The sequence below is a fragment of the Streptomyces sp. NPDC001492 genome, assembly GCF_053597275.1.
This window is the reverse complement of record NZ_JBSFHW010000030.1, coordinates 56,118-68,883: the sequence shown is the minus strand read 5'-3', so window position 1 is coordinate 68,883 and position 12,766 is coordinate 56,118. Positions and strand designations below refer to the sequence as shown.

12 protein-coding genes and 3 pseudogenes are annotated in these 12,766 nt (G+C 72.1%); 9 read left to right on the top strand and 6 right to left on the bottom strand.

The window, feature by feature from the left end; all coding sequences use genetic code 11:
* Positions 1–6: 6 nt before the first annotated feature.
* The gene (locus tag ACWC1K_RS32515; protein ID WP_450836515.1) at positions 7–960 is read right to left on the bottom strand and encodes an endonuclease/exonuclease/phosphatase family protein; all 954 of its coding nucleotides are present in this window, start codon (positions 958–960) and stop codon (positions 7–9) included.
* Between the two features lie 137 nt (positions 961–1,097).
* On the opposite strand from ACWC1K_RS32515, the gene ACWC1K_RS32510 reads away from it, so the two are divergent.
* The 4 genes and pseudogenes from ACWC1K_RS32510 to ACWC1K_RS32495 all read left to right on the top strand — a co-directional run bounded on the left by ACWC1K_RS32510 (position 1,098) and on the right by ACWC1K_RS32495 (position 4,170).
* Positions 1,098–2,450 (top strand): amidohydrolase, encoded by a 1,353-nt coding sequence (locus tag ACWC1K_RS32510; protein ID WP_450836514.1) that lies wholly within the window; start codon positions 1,098–1,100, stop codon positions 2,448–2,450.
* A gap of 125 nt (positions 2,451–2,575) precedes the next feature.
* Complete coding sequence (locus ACWC1K_RS32505; RefSeq protein ID WP_450836513.1) at positions 2,576–2,794, top strand: hypothetical protein; 219 nt, start codon at positions 2,576–2,578, stop codon at positions 2,792–2,794.
* Between the two features lie 25 nt (positions 2,795–2,819).
* Positions 2,820–3,819: pseudogene (locus ACWC1K_RS32500) on the top strand (cytochrome P450).
* A gap of 165 nt (positions 3,820–3,984) precedes the next feature.
* Positions 3,985–4,170 (top strand): hypothetical protein, encoded by a 186-nt coding sequence (locus tag ACWC1K_RS32495; protein ID WP_351469433.1) that lies wholly within the window; start codon positions 3,985–3,987, stop codon positions 4,168–4,170.
* A gap of 21 nt (positions 4,171–4,191) precedes the next feature.
* On the opposite strand, the gene ACWC1K_RS32490 is transcribed toward ACWC1K_RS32495, so the two are convergent.
* The 3 genes from ACWC1K_RS32490 to ACWC1K_RS32480 all read right to left on the bottom strand — a co-directional run bounded on the left by ACWC1K_RS32490 (position 4,192) and on the right by ACWC1K_RS32480 (position 7,384).
* Positions 4,192–5,997: an ABC transporter ATP-binding protein gene (locus ACWC1K_RS32490; protein WP_450836558.1), complete on the bottom strand. Its 1,806-nt coding sequence runs from the start codon at positions 5,995–5,997 to the stop codon at positions 4,192–4,194.
* A gap of 296 nt (positions 5,998–6,293) precedes the next feature.
* A complete protein-coding gene (locus ACWC1K_RS32485; protein WP_450836512.1) occupies positions 6,294–6,734 on the bottom strand; it encodes a hypothetical protein in 441 nt (146 codons plus the stop codon).
* Entirely contained in the window at positions 6,725–7,384 is a 660-nt protein-coding gene (locus ACWC1K_RS32480) for an ATP-binding protein (RefSeq protein ID WP_450836511.1), read from the bottom strand. Before ACWC1K_RS32480 ends, ACWC1K_RS32485 begins: the two co-directional genes overlap by 10 nt.
* 228 nt (positions 7,385–7,612) lie before the next feature.
* On the opposite strand from ACWC1K_RS32480, the gene ACWC1K_RS32475 reads away from it, so the two are divergent.
* The 4 genes and pseudogenes from ACWC1K_RS32475 to ACWC1K_RS32460 all read left to right on the top strand — a co-directional run.
* Positions 7,613–8,473 carry a helix-turn-helix domain-containing protein gene (locus ACWC1K_RS32475; RefSeq protein WP_450836510.1) on the top strand — a complete coding sequence of 287 codons (861 nt, stop codon included), beginning with the start codon at positions 7,613–7,615 and terminating at the stop codon, positions 8,471–8,473.
* On the top strand, positions 8,474–8,728 hold the full coding sequence (locus ACWC1K_RS32470; protein WP_351469421.1) for a DUF397 domain-containing protein: 255 nt from the start codon (positions 8,474–8,476) through the stop codon (positions 8,726–8,728).
* 77 nt (positions 8,729–8,805) lie between these two features.
* A pseudogene (locus ACWC1K_RS32465) lies at positions 8,806–8,907 on the top strand (SAM-dependent methyltransferase); the annotation flags it as partial.
* A 62-nt stretch (positions 8,908–8,969) separates the two neighbouring features.
* Positions 8,970–9,159: pseudogene (locus ACWC1K_RS32460) on the top strand (SAM-dependent methyltransferase); the annotation flags it as partial.
* A gap of 19 nt (positions 9,160–9,178) precedes the next feature.
* Here the strand turns inward: ACWC1K_RS32460 and pdxR are convergent.
* A complete protein-coding gene (gene pdxR / locus ACWC1K_RS32455) occupies positions 9,179–10,624 on the bottom strand; it encodes a MocR-like pyridoxine biosynthesis transcription factor PdxR (RefSeq protein ID WP_450836509.1) in 1,446 nt (481 codons plus the stop codon).
* Between the two features lie 47 nt (positions 10,625–10,671).
* Here pdxR and ACWC1K_RS32450 point away from each other — a divergent pair, with 47 nt between their 5' ends.
* Positions 10,672–11,151: a carboxymuconolactone decarboxylase family protein gene (locus ACWC1K_RS32450; RefSeq protein ID WP_450836508.1), complete on the top strand. Its 480-nt coding sequence runs from the start codon at positions 10,672–10,674 to the stop codon at positions 11,149–11,151.
* A 15-nt stretch (positions 11,152–11,166) separates the two neighbouring features.
* Here ACWC1K_RS32450 and ACWC1K_RS32445 read toward each other — a convergent pair whose 3' ends face one another.
* Positions 11,167–12,654 (bottom strand): glutamate synthase subunit beta, encoded by a 1,488-nt coding sequence (locus tag ACWC1K_RS32445; RefSeq protein ID WP_450836507.1) that lies wholly within the window; start codon positions 12,652–12,654, stop codon positions 11,167–11,169.
* Positions 12,655–12,766 lie beyond the last annotated feature (112 nt).

Below are 12,766 nucleotides of genomic sequence, written 5' to 3'. Positions count from 1 at the left end.
GGGCACTCACTGCCCCACCCGCACCCACACCGGCGCATGGTCCGAGCCGGGCCTTCCCCGTCGGTCCGCCGGATCCGGCCCCACCGACGGCAGCCGCAGCGTCCCGTCGCCCGGCAGGCCCGTCCCCGCCGCCGTCACCCGCAGGACCAGACGATGGCTGACCAGAATGTGGTCGATCAGTTCGCGGCGCCCGGAGTTGATGCGGGAGTAGCGCTGCTCTGCGGGGATCAGCGGGGCCACGTCCCACAGCCGTTGCGCATCGCCCTGGTCGGGATGGCCGTAGCCCGGTGTGCCGATCTCGGAGCCGGGCGGGCCGAGCAGGATCTGCGTGGTCGCGGCCTGCACCTCGTCGTTCAGGTCGCCCAGCACGGCGACGTCCCGTTCACGTCCGTCCCCGGCCAGCAGGGTGTCCGCCAGCGCCCGCAGGGTCGCCGCCTCGGCGGCGCGCCGGTAGAGGGCATAGGCGCCGTAGCGGGCCCGTTCGCCCTCGTCATGGGGGAAGAAACGGTTCCCGGGATAGGTGAGCAGCTTCGACTTGAGGTGGGCCACGGCCACCCGCAGCGGTCCGAAGTCCGTCGCGACCTCGACCGCCAGGAAGCCGCGCCCCGCCGCCGACACCTGCGCACCGGAGTCGTCCTCCTGCACGGGCCGCAGCTTCTCCGGGAACGCGTTCGTGTCGGCGACCACCTCCACCGCCGTACGGCTGAGGAAGCCGACCCGGATGCCCCGGCCGTCGGGATGCCCGGACAGCGCGACATGCCAGTCGCCGTCCAGCATGCCCACCAGGTCGTCCAGCGCCTCCGGCTCGCCGACCTCCTGCACGCCGAGCAGTGCGGGGTCGAGCTCCGTGATCACGGCGGCGAGGGAGGCGAGCTTCGTCTCGTAGGCGGCCTTGTCCTTGGGCCCGAAGGGGCCGCCGGGCCGGTAGAGGTTCTCCAGGTTCCAGGTGCCGAGGAGCATGCCGGGCCCCTTCCAGAAGCCGTGCGGCGAGCTGTGGTGAGGACAGGGTCCCCGAGACCGGCCGTTTCCGCGACCGGGCGGGACAGGATGCGCGGATCGGCTCACGCCGGCCGACGACGGCGTCGTACGTTGGCGGGATGACCGAATCTCCCGCCGACCTCGTCATCACCGGCTGCACCGTCCTCGTGCACGACGACCGGGAACGGGTCGGGTTCGAGGAGGACGCCGCCGTCGTCGTACGGGACGGGGTCGTCGAGGCGGTGACGGCCGCCTCCGCGGTCGAGCACCTCGCCGCGGCCGAGCGCATCGACGGGCGCGGCCAGGTCGCCATGCCCGGCCTGATCAACTGCCACACGCACGCGCCGATGGTCGCGCTGCGCGGGGTCGCCGAGGACCTGCCCACCGAGGAGTGGTTCAACGACGTCGTCTGGCCCGTCGAGTCCAACCTCACCGAGAAGGACGTGGAGCTGGGGGCGAGGCTCGCCTGCGCCGAGATGATCCGCGGCGGCGTCACCTGCTTCGCCGACCACTACTTCACCATGGACGTGGTCGCCACCGTCGTCGAGGAGTGCGGGATCCGGGCCCATCTGGGAGAGGCGTACTTCTCCTCCCAGGGCCCCCAAGGCCGGGAGAAGTCCCTGGAGTTCGCGCTACGACACCGGGGCGGCGCCGACGGCCGCATCACCACCGCGCTCGCCCCGCACGCGCCCTACACCGTCGACGACGCGGACCTCACCGCCACCGCCGAACTCGCCCGCGCACACGGCCTGCCCGTCCACATCCACGCCGCCGAGAACCGCGACCAGACCGACGTCAGCCTCGAACGCCACGGCGTCACCCCCATCGAGGTCCTCGAGCGCACCGGCATCCTCGACGCCGACGTCCTCATCGCCCACGGAACCGGTATCACCGAGCGCGACCTGCCCGTGCTCCGAGGCGCCAACGGCCGCGTGGCCGTCGCCACCGCGCCCCGCGGCTACCTCAAGTTCGCCTGGCCCACCACCACCCCGATCCGCGCCCTGTACGACATCGGGGTCCCCGTCGGCCTGGCCACGGACGGCGCCGCCTCCAACAACTCCCTCGACGTGTGGGAGTCGATGGCGCTCACCGCCCTCATCCAGAAGCAGACCACCGGCGACCCACGCTGGCTGACAGCCCGTCAGGCCCTCCATCACGCAACCCTGCAGAGCGCCCGGGCGGTCGGCCTCGGTCACACCCTCGGCACCCTCGCCCCCGGCCGGCGCGCGGACATCGTCCTCGTCGACCTCACCGGCCCGCACACCCAGCCGGTCCACGACCTCGCCGCCACCCTCGTGCACAGCGCCCGCTCCTGCGACGTACGGACGACCATCGTCGACGGGCGGGTACTGATGCGTGACCGGGAGCTGCTCACCCTCGATGTCCCGTCGGTCGTACGGGAGTTGGGGGAGCGGCTGCCCGCGCTGCTCGACCGCGGCCATGGCCGCCGGATCCAGGATTACAAGACCTGAAAATCGGCCCAGGAGAAGCGTTTTGCCGCCAACCGCGGGTGATCGGGAAGTCACGCCAAGTGGTTTCACGCTACACAGGAAGGCCGGGACGTACGGGACGTACTCGTCTGACGGGAGGCCGGCCGGTGGAGCTCACGATCGATGTGGCGGTGCTGCTCGCTGTCGTCATCTTCCTGCGGGCACGGCGCAAGCCGCTGGCCCGCACCCGTTCCGACGCATGGCTGACCGTGGCTCTCGCCCTGACCTTCGGCGTGCTGATCGCCCCGACCACCTTCGGCCAGGGCGTCTTCCATGTCGTGGGTCAACTCGCCCAGGGGATAACGCAGTCGGCCCCCAATCCGTGAGCCGGCCGCGCCCTACGCTGCTCCCCTGGGCCCCGCCGACGGCCTCCTCGACCATCCCTACGACGTCTACCGGCGGCTGCGCGAGACCGCGCCCGTGCACCGGATCGCCGGACCGGACGGCACCCCCGTCTGGCTCGTCACCCGCTACGAGGACGTACGCGCCGCCCTCGCCGACCCGCGGCTCTCGCTGGACAAACGGCACGCCACCGCCGGGGCCTACAAGGGGTTCTCGCTGCTGCCGGCGCTCGACGCCAACCTGCTCACCATGGACCCGCCCGACCACACCCGCGTCCGTCGCCTGGTCGGCCGCGCCTTCACCGCACGGCGCGTCGAGCAGCTCCGTACGCCGATCCGCCGCACCGCCGACCGGCTCCTCGACGCGCTCGGCCCGCACGGCACCGCAGACCTGATCGCCGCCTACGCCGCGCCCCTGCCGGTCACCGTCATCTGCGATCTGCTCGGCATCCCGGAGCAGCGCCGCCTCGACTTCCGGGTCTGGACCGACACCCTCGTCGCCCCGGCTCCGGACGCCGGGCCCGAGGCCGCCGAGGAGGCGGTGGTGGCGATGCTCGCCTGCTTCATCCGGCTCCTGGCGGACAAGCGCGGCGAGCCCGCCGACGACCTGCTCTCCGATCTGACCGCCGTGCGCACGAGGGCGACCGGCTCAGCGAGGACGAGCTGATGTCCCTCGCCTTCCTCATCCTCTTCGCCGGCTACGAGAACACGGTGCAGCTCATCGGCAACGCCGTCCTCGCCCTGCTGCAGCACCCCGGGCACCCGCCCTTCGCGCGGACCTGACCCGCCCCCCGGTCGCGGTGTCACGATCCCCGCCGGCGAGACGGTCTGGGTGTCCCCGTCCGCCGCCGACCGCGACCCCGCCCGCTTCCCCGACCTCCTGGAGCGTTTCCCCGAACTCACGCTCACGGACGAGAACCCCGCGGTGGCGCCGCTCGCTGCGCGCCCGCGGCCTGGTCGAGCTCCCGGTGTTGTATGCAATGAGGCGTTACGACAAGTACGAGGAATGAAACAGAAAGTAGTCGATGTGTGGCTGGGATCTTCACTAAGTGACCGGATCCTCACACTCCGCGGTGAACGAGTGTCAACTACGTCTCAGTCCGGCAACTGAGCGAGGCGTTCAGCCCCTGGAGGGCGTTAACTCCTACAAGTACAACGCTTTCTGGAGGTGCAGGATGGTGAACGGGCGAACAGTGCTCGAACGCTTTCCCGCGGGCGGGCCGCGGGGATCGTGGCCGGCCGAGGAGTTCGCGCATGCGCGGCGCCTGGAGGGGCTGGCCGCCGAGGTCGTCATGGATTTGGCTACGGACACGTTTCTCGTAGTGGTCCGCGGCGAGGCGACCGCCGACGCGGTCGCCTGACCGCTCCGCAGCGGCGCCGGCTCAACCGGCCTTCGGTACCGGCGCCGAGTACTGCTCGGCCTGGAGCGAGTACAGCTCCGCGTAGATACCGCCGCTCGCCAGCAGCTCGTCCGGGGTTCCGGACTCCGCCAGCCGGCCCTGGTCGAGGACGTGCACCAGGTCCGCGTGGCGCACCGACGCCAGCCGGTGGGTGATCAGCACGACGGTCTGCCCGGCCGAGGCCAGGGCGCGGATCTTCTCGAAGACCTCCAGCTCGGCCCGCGCGTCCAGGGCGGCCGTCGGTTCGTCCACGACCAGGATCCGGCCGCGGCGGTAGGCGGCCCGTGCCACGCCGAGCCGCTGCCACTGGCCGCCGGACAGCTCGTGGCCGCCGTTGAACTGCCGGGCCAGCAGGGTGTCCAGGCCGCGCGGCAGATCGGCCACCACGTCCTCCGCGCCGGCCTCCGCGAGCGACGTGGTCATGCGCTCCTCGGTCAGGGGCACCGAGGAGCGGCCGATGGCCACGTTGACCCGGGCCGTGAACGGCCAGCGCTTGAAGTCCTGGGCCACCATCGCGACCCGCTCGGCGAGCTGGTGCCGGTCCGCGGTCGCCGCGTCGACGCCGTCCCACAGGATCCGTCCGCCGTCCGGCTTGTACAGGCCCGCGAGCAGCTTGACCAGGGTGGTCTTGCCGGAGCCGTTCTCGCCGACCAGCGCCACGATCCGGCCCAGCGGGAGGCTGAGCGTGACGTCGTCGAGGGCGGGGCGGGCGGACTCGCCCGGGTAGCTGAACGTGACGTTCTCGAAGCGGATCTCCCTCGGGTCCTCGGGCAGCGGGTCGCCGCCCACCGGGATCGCCCGCTCGGCCGCCTCGACGTACAGCTTCTGCAGATCGCCCACGAACAAGGCGTCCTCGTGGAGCGAGTTGACCGCCACCACCAGGTTGTCCAGGCTCGACGAGCCCGTGCGGATCGCGATCACCGCCGTACCGGCCACGGACAGTGCCATCGCCCCGGCGAGCAGCAGCCCGGCGAGCGTCGCGTACGTCGCCACGCTCGCGAGGCCCGTCCAGGCCGACGCGATCACGCCGGTGCGCGCCGCAAGCCGGGCCAGCCGCGCCTGCTCGGCCTCCGCCGTCTCCGCCATGGCGCGGTAGTGCCGCAGCAGGAAGGGCCCGACCCCGTGCACCCGGATCTCGGGCGCCGCGGCCGGTTCGGTGAGCAGGCCGCTGAGCAGATAGCCGGCCCGGGCGTGCTGCACCCAGGTGTGCCAGGACTCGTAGCGCCGCCGGGCGTTCGTCAGCGCGCTCCACGCCGTCGGCAGCGTCATCGTCGCCAGCAGCGGAAGCAGGACGGGGTGCAGCACGGTCAGCACGCCGGCCGCCGCGATCAGCGAGATCAGCGCGCTCACCACGCGCGTGGAGTACGAGATCATCCGCCGCGCCGAACCGGCGCCGTACTGCGCGGTGTCCAGCAGCTTGTGGAAGGCGTGGTCCTCGATCGCGGCCAGCTCCACGGCCGCCGCCCGCTCCAGATACAGCTCGGTCGCGACCCGCTCCACCTTGGGCTCCAGGCGCCCGGTCGCATACGTCGACGCACCCCGCAGCAGCGCCCCGAGCAGGGCCACGGCGGCCATCGCGGCCAGCACCGGTACGGCGTCGCGCAGCCGGTCCCCGATCGCGCCGCCGGTGATCAGCCGCCCCAGGACGCTGTTCATGGCGAGCAGGCCCACCGCCTGGGCCACGCCCCGGCCCGCCTCGGCCGCCAGCACGATCCGTGCCGCCTGCCGGTCGGCCTGCCAGGCGAGCCGGAAGCTGGAGCCCAGCAGGGCCGGCAGCCGCGTCACCATGGCCCGGAAGTTCAGCTCCAGGAACGCGTCCCGGTGCTGGTTCCAGCCCAGGTCGTAGCGCAACGGCCCGCCGAAGAGCAGCTGTTCCGACTCGGAGACCTCGGGCGGGCCCTCGTCGCGCTTCTTCGCCCGCTTGCCCGAACCCTGTGATTCCGCCACCGTCGGCCTCCCCCGATCCACGTCGACGAACGGCCACTATCGCGGGACCGGACCCGCCGGGGGAGAGCGCGTGGCACGGCGGGCCGAGCGCGCGGGCGTACGCCCTGCGCCGTGCGATGTTTACGCAACCACGAAGGTCATGCGACGGCCGGCCGTGACCACGTCGGAGTCGTCCCCGTCACCCGGCACAGCGCCAGGTACAGAGGGATCGGCGGGGTGTAGGGGAGGGTGCCGGCCGGCCGGTGGATGAGGTCGGGGACCGCCGGGGCGTCCGGAACTAGCGCCCCGGCGGCGTACTGCGCGGGCGTCGGCCACTGAAGTGCGTAGTCGGAGTCGGACGGGACGAGCCACCACCAGTGCGCCGCGTCGGCGTACACACACCCGACGCGCGGCAGCCGGGACAGCACCAGGGGACCGAAGCGGGCGGGCACCTCCACCGCGTCGCAGCCCATCGGGGCCGTCATGCCGTCCGGCACGGGCAGTCGCCGGGACCTGTCCGGCGTGCGCACTCCGCGCCCGAGGCGGACCAGCGTGTCCAGGCTCAGCACCCGGCCGCCGGACGCAGCGCTCACCGCCATGCGGCCCCCGTCCCGTGCCGCCCGTGGTGTGCGTCCCCGCCGTGCGGTGCGGCCGCGTCGTCCTCGTCACCCGAACCACCGGCCGGGCCCGGCTTGGGGCGGGCTCCCCAGCCCAGGTCGTTGTACGGCCCCTTCACCTGGGTGCAGGGCCCGCAGTCATGGCGTGCGGTGGCGGCCCTGCGCGGCAGCTCCGCCCAGACGAGCAGCCCCGGACCGTGCTCATGGGCGCCCCATGCGTCGCACAGCGCGTCGATGAGGAGCAACCCCCTCCCGTGCTCCTCCTCGGGCCGCGCCCGCGACGCACGGGGCGCGCCCGGGGAGCAGCCCTCGTCACGCACGGCTATGCGCACCAGTTCGTCGCCGTCGTGCAGCTCGCAGACGATACGGCTGCTCGCCGTGTGCACGAGGGCGTTGGTGACCAGCTCGGAGACGACAAGAGCCGCGGTGTCGCAGATGTCCTCGCACACCGTCCAGACGTTCAGCCGGGCCCTCGTCAGGCGTCTGGCCTGCGCGGGAGAAGCCGGATGCGCGGCCAGCTCGAAGCTGAACCGGCGCTCGGCAGGGGCCCCCTCGTGGCGTGCACCGAGGCTGTGGGGGCGGCCTTCGGCGGCGTCTGTTCCTAAGGGTGCGGACGGAATCACGCTTGCCACTATCGCCCCGGCGTGAACACTTGGCAAGTGTCACTCTGAAAATTGCAGAGTGCCTGTGACGGTGTGGAAGGCCGTGGCACACTGCTCGCAACAGCACGTCAGACGGCGCCAGTTGGGATCGACGGAGATCCGTACGAAACCGTACAGATCTTCGAATAGGTCTTCGAATGGCGCCGTATGGCTGTGAGCATGCTTTTTTGGACTCTCAGCGGCCACGGGAGGTGGAGGGTGAGCGAACCGCGGTCCGCGCCGACGGTCGGTCAAGTCGTCCTCGGCCGCCGCCTGTTGGACCTGCGGGAGCACGCCGGCCTCAAGCGCGAGGAGGCCGCCCGCATCCTCCGGGTCGCCCCCGCCACCGTCCGCCGCATGGAGATGGCCGAGGTCGCCCTCAAAATCCCCTACCTCCAGCTGCTCCTGAAGTCCTACGGCGTCTCGGACGAGGAGGCCGAGGACTTCGTGCGGCTGGCCGAGGAGGCCAACCGGCCCGGCTGGTGGCAGCGGTTCCACGACATCCTGCCCGGCTGGTTCTCCATGTACGTCAGCCTCGAGGGTGCCGCGAGCCTCATCCGCTCCTACGACCCCCACTTCGTCCCCGGTCTGCTGCAGACCGAGGACTACGCCCGCGGAGTCCTGCGCTCGGGTGCGATCGGCCAGACCAGCCCCGAGGACATCGAGCGCCATGTCGCCCTGCGCATACAACGCCAGGAACTGCTCACCCGTCAGGACGCGCCCCGCTTCTGGGCCGTCCTGGACGAGACCGCGCTGCGCCGCCCGGTCGGTGGCCCGGAGGTGATGCGTGCCCAGATCGACAGACTGCTCGAGGCCACGAAGCTGCCCCACGTGACCGTGCAGGTCGCGCCCTTCGCGGGCGGCCCGCACCCCGGTACGTACGGGCCCTTCGTGCTGTTCCGATTTGCCATGTCAGAACTGCCGGACATGGTCTACAGCGAGTACCTGACCGGTGCCGTCTATCTCGACGCGCGTGCCGAGGTGGCGACCCACCTCGAGGTCATGGACCGCATGGCGGCGCAGGCCGCTACGGCACATCGCACGAAGGAGATCCTCGAGGATCTCCGCAAGGAGCTGTGAATGGATCGCATCAAGGCGCGGGGGCGCGTCTACAACGGCATGCCCGCGCGGGAGTTGGGCAGCGAGGGCTGGCTCAAGCCGTGGAGCGGCGGCAACGGGGGCAACTGCCTGGAGGCGATGAAGCTGGCGGACGGCCGGATCGCCGTCCGCCAGTCCACCGACCCGGACGGGCCGGCGCTGATCTACACCACCGACGAGATGACGGCGTTCATCGAGGGCGCCAAGGCGGGGGAGGCGGACTTCCTGCTGTCGTGACGCGTTGGTCCGGCACCTGCTCGGACACTTGATCGACTTCCGGCCTTGAAGATGGACAAAGCTCCGATTGTGAACTGATGGATCATCAATTAACGGTTGAGATCGACACCAGCAAGCCGCATCCCGCCCGGATGTACGACTGGTACCTCGGCGGCAAGGACAACTACCCGGTGGACGAGTGGGGGTACCGCCCACGCCCTTAAGGCAGTGGGGGAGGACCGCAGCATGCTCGTCCTCGCCCCTCAATGCCGCAGGCGTCACCCTGGCACTGCGCTCCCGCGCGGAGTTCGCCCGCTTCTTCGACGGCCTGGACCTCATCGAGCCCGGGTGTCGAGGTGCCGCAGCCGTGGCATCCCGAGCTGGGGGAGCCGGTTCCGGGTCGGGACGACGGGGTGATTCCGGGGTACGGGGCGGTGGGACGCAAGCCCTGACCTCCGCGGGGGCGGCGGCTCATCCGGAGGCGGGACGCGGCTTGTCCGCCTCCGGCGGCAGCACCCCGCACAGTGCCTCCAACGCCGCCCCGTAGGCATGCTCGGAGGGCGTCGCGTACCCCACGACCAGACCGTCCTGGGCCGTCATGTCCGCTGCCGGGTGACGGAATTCGGCCAGTCCGTCCAGGGCGACGCCCTGCCAGGCGGCGGCCTTGACGGCGGACCGTTCGGTGCCGGGCGGCAGCCGCAGCACCGCGTGCAGGCCCGCCGCGACCCCGGTGACCTCGATGTGCGGCGCGTGCGTGGCGAGCGCCGCGACGAGGCGGTCGCGCCGGCTGCGGTACCGCTGCCGCATGCGCCGCACATGACGGTCGTACGAGCCGCAGCCGATGAAGTCGGCGAGGCTCAGCTGGTCGAGGACGCTCGCCCAGGCCTCGCGCTCGCCCTTGGCCGCGAGCACACCGTCCACGTACCGCCCGGGCAGCACCATCCAGCCCAGCCGCACGGCCGGCGACAGGCTCTTGCTGACCGAGCCGAGCAGGATCACCCGCTCGGGGTCGAGCCCCTGGACCGCCCCGACGGGCCTGCGGTCGTAACGGAACTCCCCGTCGTAGTCGTCCTCCACCACCACGCCGCCTCGCGCGCGTGCCCAGTCCACCACCGCGGCCCTGCGCTCCGCGTGCAACGGCCCTCCGGTGGGGAACTGGTGCGCGGGCGTGAGCAGAACGGCCCGCTCCCGCGCCAGCCGGTCCACGCGTGCGCCCTGTTGGTCCAGGGGCAGCGGTACGGTCCGCACGCCCGCGGCCCCCAGCAGCTCCCGGTGGAACGGCAGCCCGTACGCCTCCACGGCCAGCGGTCCGGCAAGGACCCGGTCCCGGCCGCCGAAGAGCAGCCGCAGCCCGTGCGCGAAACCGGAGCAGATCACGATCCGGTCCGGCTCGGTGCGCACTCCACGCGCGCGTGCCAGATACTCCGTGAGCGCCTCTCTGAGCTCGATCCGCCCGGCCGGATCCCCGGGGCCGAACACCTCGTTGGGCGCCTGCTGCAGGGCCCGCCGGTAGGACGCCAGCCAGGCCGCACGCGGGAACGCGGACGCGTCCGGGGTGCCCTGGCGCAGATCGTGGCGAGGGGCACGCGCGCGTGGCGGCGTCTTTCCGGGCGACCGCCCGGCGGGCCGCAGAGGTGCGGCACGGTCTGCCACCTGGGTGCCGGAGCCCTGCCGGGCACTCAGCCAGCCCTCCGCCACCAGCTCCGCGTACGCGTCGGCCACCGTGTTGCGGGCGACGCCGAGGTCGGCGGCGAGCGAGCGGTACGGCGGCAGCCGGGTTCCGGGAGCGAGCCGCCCCTCCCGCACGGCCTCGCGCAGCGCCCCGATCAGCGCGGCCCGCCGCCCACCCGCCCCCGCCAGCTCCAGATGCAGGTCGGCCCCGATCCGCTCAGCGGAATTGACCCATGCTTTCGCCATGGAAATGCACCCTAGCGCGGGTCTTTCCGCCGCGTAGGTTGAAGCACATGACGACGAACACGACGCACATCACCACGGGCCGCCTCGACTTCGCGAAGTCCGCTCCGAAGGTCTTCCGCGCGCTCATCGGCTTCGACGCCGCCGCCCGCGAGGGGCTCGACCCGGCCCTCGTCGAACTGATCCAGATCCGCGCCTCGCACCTCAACCACTGCGCGTACTGCCTGCACATGCACACGGGCGACGCCCGCAAGGCCGGCGAGAGCGAGGACCGGCTGCACATGGTCGCCGTCTGGCGCGAGGCCCGCCACTTCTTCACCGAGCGGGAACAGGCCGCTCTCGCCCTGACCGAGGCGGTGACGCTGGTGGCCGACGGCGGCGTCCCGGACGAGGTCTACGCGCAGGCCGCAGCCCAGTTCGACGAGCACGAACTGGCCCATGTCCTCGCCCTGATCCTCACGATCAACACCTGGAACCGGGTGGCGCTGTCGACGGCCAAGGTGGCGGGGACGGACGAGCGGCGCCGTTAGACGGGCCGAGGGTTTCTACACCGTCATCGGGCGGTCGTACGGCCCGATGGGCGCCGGCAGCCGCGAACTCCCCGTCAGATAGCGGTCGACGGCCGCCGCCACCGCCCGCCCCTCCGCGATCGCCCACACGATCAGCGACTGCCCCCGTGCGGCGTCCCCGGCCGCGAACACACCGGACACGTTCGTCGCGAACCCCGCGTCCCGGGTGATCGTCCCGCGGGGCTCCATCGCCAGCCCGAGCTGGTCGACGAGCCCGTCCTCCCGGTCGGGTCCCGAGAAACCGAGCGCGAGCAGCACGAGGTCGGCGGGGAGCGTCCGCCCGGTGCCGGGCCGTGGACGCCGGGCTGCGTCCACCTCGACCAGGTGCAGCGACCGCACATGCCCGCTCTCGTCGCCGGTGAAGCGGAGCGTGGACGCCGCGAACAGCCGCGCGTCCGCGTCCGCCGCCGGCGCCGTCTCCAGGTCCCGGGCCTCCTCGTGGGCGGCCGACAGCCGGTAGAGCTTCGGGTACGTCGGCCAGGGCTCGGTGTCCTCGTCGCGCGCGGCGCCGGGCTGGGCGTAGATGTCCAACTGCGTGACGGACGCGGCCCTTTCACGCACCGCGGTCCCCAGACAGTCCGCGCCGGTGTCACCGCCGCCGACGATGACCACGTGCTTCCCGGCGGCGGACATCGGGGAGTTCTCCAGGTCCCCTGCGCACACCCGGTTGGCCAGCGGCAGGTACTCCATCGCCTGCTGTATCCCGGCCAACTCCCGCCCGGGAATGGGCAGTTCACGCCAGGCGGTAGCCCCCGTCGCGATCACCACGGCGTCGTACCGGGCCCGCAGCTCCGCCGCTGCGACGTCCCGCCCGACCGCCGTCGACGTACGGAACTTGGTTCCCTCGGCGCGCATCTGCTCCAGCCGCCGGTCCAGATGGTGCTTCTCCATCTTGAACTCGGGAATGCCGTACCGCATCAGCCCGCCGAGCCGGTCGTCCTTCTCGTACACGGCGACCGTGTGCCCGGCCCGGGTCAGCTGCTGGGCCGCGGCCAGCCCGGTCGGCCCGGACCCGATCACCGCGACGGTCCGCCCGGACAGCCGGTCCGGCGGCCGCGGCGGCGCGAACCCCAGCTCCCAGGCCCGGTCCGCGATGGCGACCTCGACGTTCTTGATCGTGACCGCGGGCTGGTTGATGGCCAGCACACACCCCGCCTCGCACGGCGCGGGACACAACCGCCCGGTGAACTCGGGGAAGTTGTTGGTGGCATGCAGCCGGTCGGCCGCCTGCCGCCAGTCGTCCCGGCTGACCAGGTCGTTCCACTCCGGTATCAGATTCCCGAGCGGACAGGCGTCGTGGCAGAACGGTATGCCGCAGTCCATGCACCGGTCGGCCTGTTTGTTGATGATGGGCAGCAGCGCCCCGGGGACATAGACCTCGTCCCAGTCCTGGACCCGTTCCGCGACCGGGCGGCGGGGCCAGTCCTGGCGGGGCGTGGTCATGAATCCCTTGGGATCGGCCATGGCCGTCTTCCTTGCCTACGCGTACGACGAGCCGTGCGTCATCGGGCGGCACTCTTTCGGCCACGATACGACTCCCGGGCCCCGTGCGCAGAGGGGAGGGACAGCGCTTTCC